A 14,423-nucleotide genomic window follows, 5' to 3' on the forward strand; every position below is an offset into this window, starting at 1 on the left:
GCTCAGGCGAGCTTGGCCTTCAGGAACTCGACCGTCCGGCCCCAGGCAAGATCGGCGGCAGCCTTGTCGTAGCGCGCAGCCGACGTGTCGTTGTTGAAGGCATGGTTGACGCCGTCATAGATGTAGATCGTCGCGTCCTTGCCGTCGTCCTTCAGTGCCTTCTGGTAGGCTTCGATGCCGGCATTGATGCGCTCGTCGAGCCCGGCATAGTGCAGCAAGAGCGCCGCCTTGATCTTCGGTACATCCTCCGCCTTGGGCTGGGCGCCGTAATAGGCCACGCCGGCCTTCAGATCGGGTGAGCCGACGGCGAGCCGATTGACGAGCCCGCCACCCCAGCAGAAGCCGATGGCGCCGACCTTGCCGTTCGACTGCTGGTGTCCCTCCAAAAAGACGACGGTGGCAGCGGCATTCGCCGTCGTTGCCGCAGCGTCGAGCGCGCCGATCATCTCGCGCGCCTTATCTTCGTCGGTGGGCGTGCCGCCGGCGGGCGAGAGAAAATCGGGCGCAAGCGCGAGGAAGCCTTCAAGCGCCATCCGCCGGGCCACATCACGGATATGCGGGTTGAGCCCGCGGTTTTCGTGAATGACGATGACGGCCGGCAGTTTGCCGGTCGTATCGGCGGGGCGCACGAGATAGCCTTTCATCTCGCCTGCGGCGCCGGGATAGGAAATGTCCTCGCCGGTGATGCGGTTGTCGGTGGCCGCAACAATCTCGGCCTTGGCGCCATTGGCAGCCAAGAGCGGTGCGATCGCCGCTGCCGCAGCGGCAGATCCGGCCAGCCCGGTGAGCTTTTCCATGAAACGCCTGCGATCGAGGGTCAGGTGCGTGTATTCGTCATAGGCGTCGATCATCGCCTGGGTAATCTTCGGTCCCTGCATGTCAGCCTCCTTCGGTTTGTCTCCCGCGGCGGCAGACAGAAACCGCCCGCGACAGAATAAGTCGGCGGGCGGCAGCGGACATACAAACTTGCGTTACCTCGCGTTACCGGCGCGTGCATCGGGCGAAGGCGGAAGCCTCGGCGCGAGTGGTTCAGCCGTTGAGGTCGAGCACGATGCGACCATCGATCTTGCCCTCCTCCATGCGCTTGAAGATGGCGTTGATGTTCTCAATTCTGTCCCAGGTAAAATGCGAGGCGACCTTGCCTTCGCCGGCAAACTCCAGCGATTCCTCCAGATCCTGGCGGGTGCCGACTATCGAGCCGCGAATGGTGATGCGCTTCAGCACCGTGTCGAAGATCGGTACGCACATCTGCCCGGGCGGCAGGCCGACCAGCGCCATGGTCCCCTTGGAACGCAGCATGTTGAACGCCTGCTCCATTGCCTTCGGTGCCACCGCCGTCACCAGCGCGCCGTGCACGCCACCGGTCGCCCTCTGCACCTGGTCAACCGCATCCTTGTCACGGGCATCGATGACGAGGTCGGCGCCGAGTCTTGTCGCCAGCGCCAGCTTGTCCGGGAAGATATCGATGGCGGCGACATGCATGCCCATCGCCTTGGCATATTGCACCGCCATGTGGCCAAGGCCGCCGATGCCGGAGATCAGAGCCCACTCGCCGGGACGCACCTCGGTTTCCTTCAACCCCTTGTAGACAGTGACGCCGGCACAGAGGATGGGAGCAGCGGGTCCAAATTCGAGCTTTTCCGGCAGGCGGCCAACGAAATCCGGATCGGCAAGGCCATATTGGGCGAAGGTGCCGTTGACGGAATAACCGGTGTTCTGCTGGCTGCCGCAGAGCGTTTCCCAGCCGGTGCGGCAGGGCGTGCAGCCGCCGCAAGCGGTGTGCAGCCAAGGAACCCCGACACGGTCGCCTTCCTTCAGCCGCTTGACGCCGGCGCCCAATTTGGCGACGTAGCCCACACCTTCGTGGCCCGGAATGAACGGTGGCTTCGGCTTGACCGGCCAATCGCCATTGGCGGCGTGCAGGTCGGTATGGCAGACGCCCGTCGCTTCGTACTTGATCAGCACCTGGCCGGGGCCCGGCTCCGGGATCGGCATGTCCTCGATTACCAGCGGCTTGCCGAAATCGCGTACCAGCGCGGCTTTCATCGTTGCGGTCATCTCGTCCTCCGATGCGTTGTCGTCTACGGTCGACGCAAGATCGCCACCTCTCTCTAGAGGCACGCTCACGCCAGCGGAGGCAGAGTACCCGCAAGAGCGGCATCAGGGACTTGATGCACATCAAGGCGCGAAGAGCGCCGCCCCGAACTGTTTCAGATTTGCGGCAGATTGGCGGTGGCGCGCGGAAATCAGCTCATCGCCATCCAGACGGCGAGCCACACCCACATGGCAAGCAGCGTCGCGACCCCGCCGATGAACAAGGGCCGGCGGTAGCGGATGCGGTTGCTGGTGACGTGCACGAAGGCGTGCGTGTAGCGCAGAGCCACGAAGAGCCAGGCAAGAGCGAGGGAGACGATGTTGTCGGCCTCGGTGATATAGAGCAGCACGCAGCAGACGTAAAAGAGGACAGGCAGCTCGAACTGGTTGGCGATGCTGTTCTTGACCACCAGGCTTTCGCCTGGCTCGTCACGGTTCTCGCGAAACTGGGCCGCATGGACCTTGCCGGCACTGACCAGCCGCATGCGCCGGAAGGACAGGAGAGCGTAAAGGCAGAAGACGAGAAAGACGTGGGCCACGATCGGCCAGAAGATCTCGAAACCCGTCATGACGCTTACTCCTGAAATACGCTCAGTCTGAAAATACTTGCTCTGAAAAAGACGGAGGGCGCCGCGTGATCCGCGGCGCCCTCGAAATGCTTGCGATCAGTGCGCGCCCGGATAGTTCGGGCTTTCGCGGGTGATCGTCACGTCGTGCGCGTGGCTTTCGCGAAGGCCGGCGCCGGAGATGCGCACGAACTGGGCGCGCTCCTGGTATTCCTTGATGGTCGGGCCGCCGACATAGCCCATGGAAGCCTTGAGACCGCCGGCGAGCTGGTGCAGCACGCCTGCAACCGGGCCCTTGTAGGGAACCTGGCCTTCGATGCCTTCCGGAACCAGTTTCAGCGTGTCGCGCACTTCCGCCTGGAAGTAGCGGTCTGCCGAGCCGCGGGCCATGGCGCCGACGGAGCCCATGCCGCGATAGGCCTTGAAGGAGCGGCCCTGGTAGAGGAACACTTCGCCCGGGCTTTCGTCGGTGCCGGCAAGCAGCGAGCCGATCATGACGGCGGAAGCGCCGGCAGCGATCGCCTTGGCGAGGTCGCCGGAGAACTTGATGCCGCCGTCGGCGATAACAGGAATGCCGGCAGCCTGGGCTGCCTCAACGGCGCTCATGATCGCGGCCAGCTGTGGCACACCGACACCGGCGACGATGCGCGTGGTGCAGATCGAGCCCGGGCCGATGCCGACCTTGACCGCATCGGCACCTGCATCGATCAGCGCCTTCGTACCGGCGGCCGTGGCGACGTTGCCGGCCATGATGCGAACGGAGTTCGACAGCTTCTTCACGCGCGCCACTGCATCGAGCACGCGCTGCGAATGGCCATGCGCGGTATCGACGACGATCAGGTCGACGCCGGCGTCGATCAAGCGCTCGGCGCGCTCGAAGCCGTCATCGCCAACCGAGATGGCGGCAGCGGCGCGAAGGCGGCCTTGCGCATCCTTGGAGGCGTTCGGGTTGAGCTGGGCCTTTTCGATGTCCTTCACGGTGATGAGACCGACACAACGGCCGTCGCCATCGACGACGAGCAGCTTTTCGATGCGGTGCGCGTGCAGGAGGCGCTTGGCTTCCTGCTGGTCGACGCTTTCCTTGACCGTGACGAGGTTCTCGTGGGTCATCAGCTCATGGATCTTCTGGTTCGGATCCGAAGCGAAGCGAACATCGCGGTTGGTGAGGATGCCGACGAGACGACCCTGCTTCTGGCCACCGGCGCCGCCGTTTTCAACGACCGGAATGCCGGAGATGCCGTGCTGCTTCATCAGGCCCAGCGCGTCGGCGAGCTTGGCGTCCGGGCCGATCGTCACCGGATTGACGACCATGCCGCTTTCGAACTTCTTGACCTGGCGAACCTCTTCGGCCTGCTCGGCCGGCGTCAGGTTGCGGTGGATGACGCCGATGCCGCCGGCCTGGGCCATGGCGATTGCGAGGCGCCCTTCGGTGACCGTGTCCATCGCCGAAGACAGGATCGGCAGGTTGAGGTCGATGTCCTGCGCAATGGTGGTGGCGATGTTGGTCTGACCCGGCATGACTTCGGAATGTCCGGGCAGGAGCAGAACGTCGTCGAAGGTCAAAGCCTCCAGACCAGTTGCCGTTTCGATGATGCGCGCCATGGCCAATTCCCTTCAATAAACGAAAACCCCCGGGGACGGGCTGCGATTGGTCCACCGGGCGACTTCAAAGCGTGTCTTGGAAGTTGGCGAGGGCTCGTAACACGGATATGTCAGGATGAAAATAGCCAAAGCCGGGAAATGTCCCGGCTTTGGCCGATATTTGTTGCAGAGCAGCAATTTTCAGCCGCGGTCCAGCGGCGATCAGATATCGAGCTGGTAGCTGGCGGGGACGAAACGATAGCCCTCGCCCTGTTTCTCGACGAAGCCGACGGCCGGAAATGGCATGTGGTAACCGATGAAAGGCAACCGTTCGCTGGCGATCATGTCGAAGACCCTTCGGCGCGTCTCCGCCGCCTTCGCCTTGTTCATGTCGAAGCGCACCTCCCAATCGGGTCGCTGAAGCGACAGCACATAGTGGTTGGCGGTGTCGGCGGTCAGTATCAGCCCCTTGCCTTCGGAATCGACGCGAAACACCATATGTCCCGGCGAGTGACCGAAGGCTGCAATCGCCGAAATCCCCGGCACGACCTCGGCGCCATCTCCAATGAACGTCGTCTTCTCGGCAAGCGGCACCACCTTCCCCAGCACGCCCTTATGGCCGTTCTCCGCCGGCGTGCCGACGCGTGCCGGATCCTTCCAGAAGGCATATTCGGTTTCGCCCATGACATAGCGGGCGTTGGCGAAAGCAGGTTTGCCGCCCTCCATCAGCCCGCCGATATGGTCGCCATGCATGTGCGTCAAGACGACGACGGAGACCTGTTCCGGCTGATAGCCGGCGGCGCGGATACCATCGAGAAGACGGCCGGCGCCGGCTTCGCGGCCGCCCTCGCCCATGCCAGTGTCGAAGAGCACGACATCCGACCCGGTATCGACAAGCGCCGGCGAGTAGCTGTTGAGCAGGGCGTCGGTCGGCAAGAAGTTCTGCTGCAGCAGGTCGGCAACCGCCTCTTGCGGCTGGTTAGTGCCATAGGTCTCATGCGGCTTGTCCGAGACGCGCGTGCCGTCATTGACGACGACGACCTTGAAGCCACCGAGCTTGAGCGATCGTATGGGAGGGTGGGTTGTAATCACTTCAGCCTTTTCCGACTTTTCCTCGGCCACCGCAATGCCCGTCATCAGCGAGGGCACTGCGAGAACACCAAGTGTTCCAGCCCCCATCAAGGTCCTGCGCCTCATCGATATTTCACTCATGGTCCGTTCCGCCTCGTTTCCGGTTCGCTCGCGTTGCCGACAGGCAACTGGGCCAGAACTAGCGTCTTGACAGCAAAGGCCAGCCGGGATCACAGGCTTTTGATCCGCAATCGCCGGTTTCGCCCCGACAAAATCCATTACCAGCATTAGCGTCGTTTTATCGCAGACCTGTCCGAAGCACCCGCTCCATGAACCGTATCGTCCCGATGATCCTCGCCGTCGCTCTCTTCATGGAGCAGATGGACTCAACCGTCATTTCCACGTCCTTGCCAGCCATCGCCCGCGATATCGGTGTCGGACCGATCACGCTGAAGCTGGCGCTGACGGCCTATATGGTGGCGCTGGCGATCTTCATCCCCTTGAGCGGCTGGATGGCCGATCGCTTCGGCGCCAAGAAGATCTTTCGGGCAGCGATCCTGGTGTTTATCGCCGGCTCCGTGCTCTGCGCCATGTCCAACAGCCTTGTCGCCTTCGTGTTCTCGCGCTTCCTGCAGGGCATGGGCGGGGCGATGATGACGCCAGTTGCCCGCCTTGTGCTGGTGCGCGGTACGCCGCGCAGTGAACTCGTCTCGGCGATGGCGCTTCTGACGATCCCGGCCCTCGTCGGACCGCTGGCCGGCCCACCACTGGGCGGTTTCATCACCACCTACTTCTCCTGGCACTGGATCTTCCTGATCAACGTGCCGGTCGGCATTGCCGGCTATATCCTGTCGGGCATCTATCTGCCACACATGGAACCGCTCGACCCGCCGCCGGTCGATGTGCTGGGGTTCGTGCTCGGCGGTATTGCCGCCTCGGGCATCGTCTTCGGCCTGTCGGTGATCAGCCTGCCCGCTCTGCCGCCCGTGGTCGGTATCGCTTCCGTCGTCGTGGGCCTCGTTGCCGCCCTGCTCTACATCCGTCACGCCCGACGTCATCCGGCGCCGGTTCTCGATCTCAACCTTTTCAAGGACAGCGCCTTTCGCGCCGCCTCGATTGGCGGCACGATCTTTCGCATCTCGGTCGGTGCCGTGCCCTTCCTGATGCCGCTGATGCTGCAGGTCGGCTTCGGGCTCAACCCGTTCCAGTCCGGCCTCATCACCTTCATCGGTGCCGTCGGCGCGATCACCACCAAGTTCTACGCGCGACGCGTGCTTGCCTTTGCCGGCTTCCGCACCACGCTGATCATCGCGGCGATCATTGCCGCCATTACCACCTTTGCCAACGGCTTCTTCACGCCGGAGACACCCTATCTGGTCCTGATCACCATTCTGCTGATCGCCGGTTTTGCCCGCTCGTTCTTCTTCACCAGCGTCAACGCGCTTTCCTTCGCCGATATCGATGACGCGGATGCCAGCAAGGCGACGTCGATGAGCGCGGTGCTGCAGCAGATCAGCCTGGCGCTCGGCGTTGCCGTCGCCGGTGCGATCCTCGAGATCGAAACCAAGCTCAGCGGCGGTCCGCTCCAGCTCGACGATTTCCACACGGCGTTCATGATCATCGCTGCGGCCAACCTGATCGCGGCGATCCCGTTCCTCACCATGGCCAAGAACGCCGGCGCATCGGTGTCGGGGCACAGGCTGCCGGCGCGCGAGATCGAGACGGCGGCTGGGAAGTAAAGCGCCCCGGGGCGCGGGCGCAGCCTTAGTAGTCCGCCAGGATGTGTTCGGCGCCCACGTCGCCGAAACGCGGCTTCACCCCAAGCAACGGCGCGGAGCGACCGATGATCGCCTTGACGATCGGGGCGGCATTCGAGGCTGCGGTCCGGCCGCCATTTTCACCGGTTCGCGGCGCGTCGATGATCGAAAGCACGATGTATTTCGGCTTGTCCATCGGGAAGGCTGCCAGGAAGGCATTGAAGTTGATGTCCTTGGCATAGCGGCCGTTGATGACCTTGTCGGCAGTCCCGGTCTTGCCGCCAACGTGGAACCCTTCCACCTGCGCCCGCCGGCCGGAACCCTTCACTCCGTTCCAATTGTAGAGGTAGCGCATATCGGCGCTGGTCGTTTCCTTGATCACCCGCTGCGAAACCAGTTTCGAATCCTCAAGCGAGCGCGGCAGGAATGTCGGGGGAATGAGATGGCCGCCGTTCATGAGCGCTGCGGCGGCAACGGCGGTCTGCAGCGGGGTGGTCGCAACGCCGTGGCCGAAGGAAATCGTCACCGAATTGATCTTCTTCCAGGTGCGCGGCTGGGTCGGCGTTGCCACGCCAGGCATCTCGGTTTCCATCCTGGACAGAAGTCCGAGCCTCGTCAGGAACTGCTGGTGGCCTTCGATACCCACCATATCCGCGACCGCCGCAGTGCCGATATTCGACGAATACTGGAACACTTCCGGGATCGACAGCGGGCGGTTCTTGCCCTTGAAATCCTTGATGGTGAAGCCGCCCATGCGGATCGGGCGAGAGGCATCGACGACGGAGTTCAGGTTGACCTTGCCCTCGTCCAGCCCCATCGCCAAAGTGAAGCTCTTGAACGTCGAGCCCATCTCGAAGGTGGCGTTGCTCATCCGGTTGAACCAGCCCTTTTCGTACTCCTTGTCGATGCTGCCATCAGCCAACGTCCGGGAGGGCTCGTTCGGGTCGTAGTCAGGCACCGATGCCATGGCGAGGACTTCGCCGGTTTCGGCGTCGAGTACGACCGCGCCAGCCGCCTCGGCCTCATAGGTCGTCATCGCGTTTGCCACGACTTCGCGCACGATGTTCTGCACGCGCAGATCGATCGAAAGCCGCACAGGTTCGAGCGACGCATTGCTGGTCAGGCCCACGGCGCGAAGATCGGCAAAGCCCTGCTGGTCCAGGTAGCGTTCTATGCCCGCCAGGCCCTGGTTATCGACATTGACGTGACCAAGGATATGCGCGGCCGTGACCCCGCCGGGGTAGAAGCGACGCTTCTCGGGCCTGAAGCCGATGCCGGGAATGCCGAGCGCCAGAATGTCTGCCTGCTGCCGTGGCGTGAGCTGACGCCTGAGCCACTGGAAGGCGGAGCCGGACTTGAGTTTTCTGTGGGTGTCGCGCCAGTCGAGGTTCGGCATGACGGTCGCGAGCTTCTCGATCACTTCGTCGGCATCGACGATCTTTCGCGGCTCGGCATAGAGCGACATCGTGTTGAGATCGGTCGCCAGCAGATGGCCGTTGCGGTCGATGATATCGGGGCGGGAAGCAATGACGTGGGCGCCGCCGCCAATCGAGGCCGTGTCGGCCGGTGATGTCATACCGTATTGGACGAGACGTCCGCCAACGACCAGGAACACGACGGCAAATCCGGCGATCAGGATGCCAACCCGCTGCCGAGCCTGGCTCCTGCGGCCCGCACTCGTGCCCATGATGGTGCCAGTCTTGCCGCCGGCATTCCTCTTGAAGGAAAAATGCGCGCGGCTCCTAAGCCGAACGGCAAGCGAGGTCATCGTCATCCGGAACATTCCACATGCAAGCCAGCCGAGCGCAAACTATCCGTCCGCCAGTCGTGAACCGGCAGCCAGCATTCGGCGGGGTATAAACCTTAGAGGGTCCTAATGGACCTCAGAGTACAGCTAGAGTTGCACTCAATTGCTTAACGACGGATTAACCATCAAGTACCGCCTTGCGGGTGGGCGGCCGTCCGCATGGGGTTTGGAATGCCGACAGACAATGCGAAAGCAGCGCGGGGCATGTCGACTAGATCATGGAAAAAACGGAAACCGGCACCGCGAGCCGGCGTTACTCCGGTCGTTCGCAGACGGCTGCAAGCTTGTTGCCGTCGAGATCGCGGACCCAGGTGCCGTAGAAGTTTGCGTGGAAAGGACGCAGTCCGGGCGCGCCTTCGTCGGTGCCGCCATTGGCGAGTGCCGCGGCATGAAACGCATCGACGGCAGCGCGCGTCGGCGCCGTAAGCGCGATACTCACGCCGTTGCCGAAGGTCGCCGCTTCACGGTTGAAGGGCGTGACCACCCAGAAGCGGATGCGGTCGCCCTCGGTGCCATAGCCGATCTCGGTCTCATCCTCCCGCTGCCGGTGATAACCGAGCGTCGGAAGCACCGCGTCGTAGAACTGGCCGGCACGCTCGAGATCATTGGTGCCAACGGTCACGTAGAGCAGCATGCTATTCGGCCGCCTCTTCCTCGGCTTCGTTCGCCGTTTCGCCCTTCTGGCGCCCCTTGAAGCCCTTGGCGAGCAGGAACATCTCGACCGATTCGGCGCGCGACGAGGCCGGCTTCACATGGATGACCTGGCGGAAGTTCTGTTTCAGCATGTTGAGCAGCTCGCGCTCGGTGCCGCCCTGGAAGGTCTTGGCGAGGAAATGCCCGCCTTCGGCCAAAACGTCGACGGCAAAATAGGCGGCAACTTCGCACAGGTGCATGGTGCGCAGATGATCGGTCTGGCGATGGCCGGTCGTCGGCGCGGCCATGTCGGAGATAACGAGATCCGGCGTCCCGCCGATCGCGTCCTTCAGCTTCTGCGGCGCTTCCGGATCGAGGAAGTCCATCTGCAGGATACGCACACCCGGGATCGGATCCATCTCGAGGAAATCGATTGCCGCGACGCGCGGGTCGGTATCGGTGGAGTTGGTGACCTTGGCGGCAATCTGCGACCAGCTTCCCGGAGCGGCACCCAAGTCGATGATGCGGCGGGCGCCGTTCAGGATCTTGTGCTTCTCGTCGATCTCCAGGAGCTTGAAGGCCGCGCGGGCGCGATACCCCTCGAGCTGGGCGCGCTGCACATAGGGATCGTTGATGTGGCGCTCCAGCCAGCGGCGGGAGGATGCCTTGAGCTTGCCCTTCTTGACCTTCTGGCCAAGCTTGCGGCCACTGCGGTTGCCGCCAACAGGGGGTTTCGTCATGCCTTGTTTCCTTCCTGGCTGCCGGAGGCATTGGAGCCGCGCTGGTGACGGCGCGGCCGCGAGCGGCGCCAGGCGCCGTCGTCCGCCATCATATCGGTCAGCAAGCCTTCGCGCAGGCCGCGGTCTGCAACCCGCATGCGCGTCGAGGGCCAGCGGCGGCGGATTGCCTCGAGGATCGCGCAGCCGGCAAGCACCAGGTCAGCACGATCCGGCCCGATGCAGGGATTGGCGGCCCGTGCGTCGAAATCCCAGGAGAGCAGCCGCGCCTGCATGGCCGAAACCTCGTCGTCGGAGAGCCAGAGGCCGTCGACGCGACGGCGGTCGTAGCGCGGCAGGTCCAGATGCACGCCGGCAAGGGTGGTGACAGTGCCCGAGGTCCCGATCAGATGAAAACCGCTACCGGTCGCGCCGGTCGCCAGTGCTTCGACCGGCGGGCTGTCGAAGCGGGCAAGCATGCCCTCGACCTCGTTGACCATCGCTTCGAAACTCACGGGCGTCACATGCTGGCCGCCGTGGCGCTCCGAAAGGGTCACGACACCGACGGGCAGCGACGTCCAATGGGTGATGTGGTTGGCGAGCCGGTTGGAACGGTTGTCGCCAATGCGGATGACCGCGATCTCGGAGGAGCCGCCACCGATGTCGAAGAGCACCACCGAGCGCGTCTCGCGATCGACAAGCGACGAGCAGCCGGAGACGGCAAGCCGTGCCTCGGTCTCGCGGTTGATGATCTCCAGTTCGAGCCCGGTTTCGCTGGCCACCCGTTCGAGAAAACTCTCGCCGTTTTCGGCGGCGCGCGCCGCTTCCGTCGCAATCAGCCGACTACGACGGATAGAACGGGCGCCGAGCTTCGAAGCGCAGATTTTCAGCGCTTCGACGGCGCGCTCCATCGCTTCATCCGAAAGCCGACCGCTGGCGCCGAGCCCCTCGCCGAGACGGACGATGCGCGAGAAGGCATCGACCACCCGGAACTGACCGGGACGTGTCGGCTGCGCAATCAACAGCCGGCAATTGTTGGTGCCGAGGTCGAGAGCCGCATAAAGCGGCGCAGGCGGCTCACCGGTTGCAACGAAAGGCGCGCGCGGCTGCTCGGCGCGCTGGCCCTGTCGCTGATGCCCGGCCGATTGGCCGTTGGAAGCAGGCGATGCCGATCGCGGATTGCCGCCGTCAGCCGCCTTCTGCTGCAAGGGCTGACGTTCGCTTGTTGTCAGCGGACGGCCCTGAAGCCCCCGGCGATGCCGCGCCTTCTTGCTGCGCTTGTGGCCCTTTCGGTCGCCGAGCGAAGGCTCGACGAGTTGTACGCCGCCGCCTTGTTGCGCGGATGCGGCCGCAGCCTGTTGTTTCGCGGATTTCGAACGACGACGCCGTTTGCGCTTGCGCGCCGGATCCGCATCGTTCTCTCCTGCGGGACGCCCTGCCGTGCCCGGTGCACCGGACTGGCTGGCAATTGCAGACGGCGAGGCAGACGACTTGCGTCGCTTGCGCTTACCCTTCCCGTTGCGCGGACCGGTCCTCGATCCATCGCTGCGGCCTGCTGCCGACGCCCCGGATTCAGACGGCTTTTCGCCGTGATCGGGGTCTTTCACTTGTCTCAACCATGGCGCCGCGCAAGCCCTGAAGGCCGCTCAAGACGCTCTCTCGATTTTTCGTTGGCGCGACTGTACCAGCGCAAGCCCCATTCGCCAAACTGTTTTTGACCGCAGCGCAATGGGCTGAGACCGACGATTGCGCACGCAGCGCCGATCAAGGAGGCCTCGACAGAAGCCCTCCCCCAACCACGTCGGCATCGCAAGGCCGGCATTCGCCTATGCAAGCCCTGCGACTGCAGGACTGTCCACAGCATGAACCGGCACCAAACCGAGCCCGTGCGATCGCGATCTACATTTTTTTGCCAAAAGGTATTTGCATCGGCCGCTGATTTGTTTATAAGCCCGCCACACCGACGCAACGGGCAGCGCCCGAAAGCGACCTTGGGGAATAGGTTAACGGTAGACCAGCGGACTCTGACTCCGTTAGTCCTGGTTCGAATCCAGGTTCCCCAGCCAATCTTCTCGCAGATAATAAACGTACTTCATCGTCGCAGGCGACACCGGTCCGCGTCGCGTGAGCGCTTCCGCAAACGCTAGAAAGCCAGCGCGCAACCGTCCTTGCGCGGGTCCGAGCCCGCTTGCAGCACGCCGTTTTCCGCGTCGATCAGGATCGCCTGGCCGCCGCCATGCGGCATCTCGGCCATCTTGATCTCGTGGCCGAGCGACGACAGGCCCTTCAGCACGTTCTCGCAAATGCCGCGCTCGGCCTCGAAGCAGCCCATCTGGTGGAAGCCGCGGGCACAGTCGATCGCCTCCTGCACATTCATGCCGAAGTCGACGATGTTGGTCAGCACGTGGCTCTGGCCGACCGGCTGGAAGCCGCCGCCCATCACGCCGAAGGATAGCCAGGGCATGCCGTCCTTCATCGCCATCGCCGGGATGATCGTGTGCAGCGGCCGTTTCCGCGGGCCGACGCAGTTTGGGTGTGCCGGATCGAGGCGGAAGCCGACGCCGCGGTTCTGCAGCAGGACGCCGGTCTTCGGGCTGCTGAGGCCGGTGCCATAGGACCAGAACAGCGAGTTGATGAAGGAGCAGGCATTGCCCTTCTCGTCGACGACGCTGATGTAGACCGTGTCGCGATAGGTGGTGGCGCCGGCGGGGCCGAGCACCGGCATGGCCTTCTTCAGGTCGATTCGGTCGCGCAGCTCGTCGGCAAAGGCGGCCGAAAGCAGCTTTTCCACCGGCACGGCGGCAAATTCGGGATCGGCGACATACTGATCGCGCACCTGAAAGGCCAGCCGCGTGGCCTCCGCTTCTATGTGGAAACGCTCGACACCAACCGGATCGTACCGGCTCAAGTCGAAGCCGCTCAGGATATTGAGCATCAGCAAGGTGGTGATGCCGACACCGCTTGGCGGGATTTCCAGAAGCTCAATGCCACGATATCTCGTCGAAATCGGTTCGACCCAAAAGGCCTCCTGCGTGGCGAAATCCTCGAGCGTGTGCACGCCGCCGAGACTGCGCAAATAACCGACCATGTCCTCGGCAACCCAGCCCGAATAGAAGCCATCACGGCCCCTGGCAGCGATCTCGCGCAATACTTTCGCATGTTCAGGCTGGCGAAAGACCTCGCCGGCCCTCGGGGCGCGGCCATCCCTCAGCCACAGGCGCGCAGAGTTGGCGTCCGCCCTGAGCTTGTCTTCGTTGCGCGCCCAGTCGGTCGCAACGCGTTCGGTCACCGCAAACCCCTCCTCTGCATGGCGGATGGCCGGTTGCAACAAGTCGCCGAGAGGCATGGAGCCGAAGCGCGCATTCAGCTTGTTCCAAGCGTCGACGGCGCCGGGAACGGTGACGGCATGGACCGATGTCAGCGGAATCTCCGCCAGCCCCTGCTTTTTCAGATGTTCGACCGTAAGTTCCGCGGGCGCGCGGCCCGAGCCGTTCAGGCCATAGACCTTAGCGCCCCTGGCAATGTTGGTCCCGGCCGGAGCAAAGAGAACGAAGTTGTCGCCGCCGATGCCGGTCGAGCCCGGCTCGACGACGCATTGCACGGCGCAGGCGGCGATTGCGGCATCGGCGGCGTTGCCGCCGCGGCGCAGGATCTCGATGGCGGCAAGACTGGCAAGGCCATGCGAGGTGGCGGCCGCGCCATGTCGGCCCATGACGACGGAACGGCCGGGCAAATGCAGGTCACGCATGGGTCAGGAACTCCGCGGAACAGGGACGACATCAGACCCGGAAGCCTATGCGCCCGCCAACCGATTGGAAAGGCTCGTCTGCAGCGCCGAGAACCGGCGGCAGGTCTAGCAAGACGGGTGGCATTTCACGGGGTCCCCAAAACGCAGCAAGAGGCGCATACTCCCCTCCGGTTTCCAAGCGATCAGGTGGAGGACGGCCCATGTTGGTTCCCGGCACAATGACGGACGCGGAATATGCCATCGAATATATCCAGGAAAATCCGGATGCCGGCCTTTGCTGCGAGGATCAGCGCTGGTGGATTACGCCGAACGCCAACGAAACCGATCACGAGATCCTGCTTCTGGATGTGCGCGAGGCAGAACGGTTGAAGGAGGACGCCCGCCTCCAGTCCGTGCCTGACATTGCCCATGCCGGCCGGGCCCTGTGGGTGATGCGGAAGATGACATAGG

Annotated in this window: 12 protein-coding genes and 1 tRNA gene; 3 read left to right on the forward strand and 10 right to left on the reverse strand. The window is 63.6% G+C overall.

From position 1 onward, the window contains the following. Positions 1–2 precede the first annotated feature (2 nt). From MKZ91_RS07370 to MKZ91_RS07390, 5 genes are all read right to left on the reverse strand, one after another. Positions 3–878 (reverse strand): dienelactone hydrolase family protein, encoded by an 876-nt coding sequence (locus tag MKZ91_RS07370; protein ID WP_336169567.1) that lies wholly within the window; start codon positions 876–878, stop codon positions 3–5. A 151-nt stretch (positions 879–1,029) separates the two neighbouring features. Then, positions 1,030–2,058, reverse strand: a complete 1,029-nt coding sequence (gene adhP / locus MKZ91_RS07375) for an alcohol dehydrogenase AdhP (RefSeq protein ID WP_336169568.1) — start codon at positions 2,056–2,058, stop codon at positions 1,030–1,032. Between the two features lie 188 nt (positions 2,059–2,246). Then, a complete protein-coding gene (locus MKZ91_RS07380) occupies positions 2,247–2,663 on the reverse strand; it encodes an MAPEG family protein (protein WP_336169570.1) in 417 nt (138 codons plus the stop codon). 96 nt (positions 2,664–2,759) lie between these two features. Next, positions 2,760–4,262, reverse strand: coding sequence for an IMP dehydrogenase (gene guaB / locus MKZ91_RS07385; RefSeq protein WP_336169572.1), 1,503 nt, complete (start codon positions 4,260–4,262; stop codon positions 2,760–2,762). A 201-nt stretch (positions 4,263–4,463) separates the two neighbouring features. Next, positions 4,464–5,453, reverse strand: a complete 990-nt coding sequence (locus MKZ91_RS07390) for an MBL fold metallo-hydrolase (protein ID WP_336169574.1) — start codon at positions 5,451–5,453, stop codon at positions 4,464–4,466. A 188-nt stretch (positions 5,454–5,641) separates the two neighbouring features. On the opposite strand from MKZ91_RS07390, the gene MKZ91_RS07395 reads away from it, so the two are divergent. Further along, positions 5,642–7,051, forward strand: a complete 1,410-nt coding sequence (locus MKZ91_RS07395) for a DHA2 family efflux MFS transporter permease subunit (protein ID WP_336169576.1) — start codon at positions 5,642–5,644, stop codon at positions 7,049–7,051. 25 nt (positions 7,052–7,076) lie between these two features. Here MKZ91_RS07395 and MKZ91_RS07400 read toward each other — a convergent pair whose 3' ends face one another. The 4 genes from MKZ91_RS07400 to MKZ91_RS07415 form a co-directional block, all read right to left on the reverse strand. After that, on the reverse strand, positions 7,077–8,843 hold the full coding sequence (locus tag MKZ91_RS07400; protein ID WP_336169578.1) for a peptidoglycan D,D-transpeptidase FtsI family protein: 1,767 nt from the start codon (positions 8,841–8,843) through the stop codon (positions 7,077–7,079). Positions 8,844–9,129: 286 nt separating this feature from the next. Next, positions 9,130–9,510: a VOC family protein gene (locus tag MKZ91_RS07405; RefSeq protein WP_336169581.1), complete on the reverse strand. Its 381-nt coding sequence runs from the start codon at positions 9,508–9,510 to the stop codon at positions 9,130–9,132. A 1-nt stretch (position 9,511) separates the two neighbouring features. After that, positions 9,512–10,249: an RlmE family RNA methyltransferase gene (locus tag MKZ91_RS07410; protein ID WP_336169583.1), complete on the reverse strand. Its 738-nt coding sequence runs from the start codon at positions 10,247–10,249 to the stop codon at positions 9,512–9,514. Continuing rightward, a complete protein-coding gene (locus tag MKZ91_RS07415) occupies positions 10,246–11,832 on the reverse strand; it encodes a Ppx/GppA phosphatase family protein (RefSeq protein WP_336169585.1) in 1,587 nt (528 codons plus the stop codon). The genes MKZ91_RS07410 and MKZ91_RS07415 overlap by 4 nt, the downstream gene beginning before the upstream one ends. Positions 11,833–12,217: 385 nt before the next feature. On the opposite strand from MKZ91_RS07415, the gene MKZ91_RS07420 reads away from it, so the two are divergent. After that, a tRNA-Gln gene (locus MKZ91_RS07420) sits at positions 12,218–12,291 on the forward strand. Between the two features lie 77 nt (positions 12,292–12,368). Here the strand turns inward: MKZ91_RS07420 and ggt are convergent. Further along, complete coding sequence (ggt, locus tag MKZ91_RS07425; protein WP_336169587.1) at positions 12,369–13,973, reverse strand: gamma-glutamyltransferase; 1,605 nt, start codon at positions 13,971–13,973, stop codon at positions 12,369–12,371. A 200-nt stretch (positions 13,974–14,173) separates the two neighbouring features. Between ggt and MKZ91_RS07430 the strand changes: the two genes are divergently transcribed. Further along, positions 14,174–14,422 carry a hypothetical protein gene (locus tag MKZ91_RS07430; protein WP_336169589.1) on the forward strand — a complete coding sequence of 83 codons (249 nt, stop codon included), beginning with the start codon at positions 14,174–14,176 and terminating at the stop codon, positions 14,420–14,422. The last annotated feature ends 1 nt before the right edge of the window (position 14,423 follow it).

This window comes from Ensifer sp. MJa1, from assembly GCF_037026475.1.
Lineage (GTDB): Bacteria > Pseudomonadota > Alphaproteobacteria > Rhizobiales > Rhizobiaceae > Ensifer.

What these genes read in the sequence shown, in the direction of transcription:
- MKZ91_RS07370 (WP_336169567.1), bottom strand. Translation starts at nt 878, where the DNA reads ATGCAGGGACCGAAGATTACCCAGGCGATGATCGACGCCTATGACGAA.
- guaB (WP_336169572.1), bottom strand. Translation starts at nt 4,262, where the DNA reads ATGGCGCGCATCATCGAAACGGCAACTGGTCTGGAGGCTTTGACCTTC.
- MKZ91_RS07400 (WP_336169578.1), bottom strand. Translation starts at nt 8,843, where the DNA reads ATGACGATGACCTCGCTTGCCGTTCGGCTTAGGAGCCGCGCGCATTTT.
- MKZ91_RS07380 (WP_336169570.1), bottom strand. Translation starts at nt 2,663, where the DNA reads ATGACGGGTTTCGAGATCTTCTGGCCGATCGTGGCCCACGTCTTTCTC.
- MKZ91_RS07405 (WP_336169581.1), bottom strand. Translation starts at nt 9,510, where the DNA reads ATGCTGCTCTACGTGACCGTTGGCACCAATGATCTCGAGCGTGCCGGC.
- ggt (WP_336169587.1), bottom strand. Translation starts at nt 13,973, where the DNA reads ATGCGTGACCTGCATTTGCCCGGCCGTTCCGTCGTCATGGGCCGACAT.
- adhP (WP_336169568.1), bottom strand. Translation starts at nt 2,058, where the DNA reads ATGACCGCAACGATGAAAGCCGCGCTGGTACGCGATTTCGGCAAGCCG.
- MKZ91_RS07410 (WP_336169583.1), bottom strand. Translation starts at nt 10,249, where the DNA reads ATGACGAAACCCCCTGTTGGCGGCAACCGCAGTGGCCGCAAGCTTGGC.
- MKZ91_RS07395 (WP_336169576.1), top strand. Translation starts at nt 5,642, where the DNA reads ATGAACCGTATCGTCCCGATGATCCTCGCCGTCGCTCTCTTCATGGAG.
- MKZ91_RS07390 (WP_336169574.1), bottom strand. Translation starts at nt 5,453, where the DNA reads ATGAGTGAAATATCGATGAGGCGCAGGACCTTGATGGGGGCTGGAACA.
- MKZ91_RS07430 (WP_336169589.1), top strand. Translation starts at nt 14,174, where the DNA reads ATGTTGGTTCCCGGCACAATGACGGACGCGGAATATGCCATCGAATAT.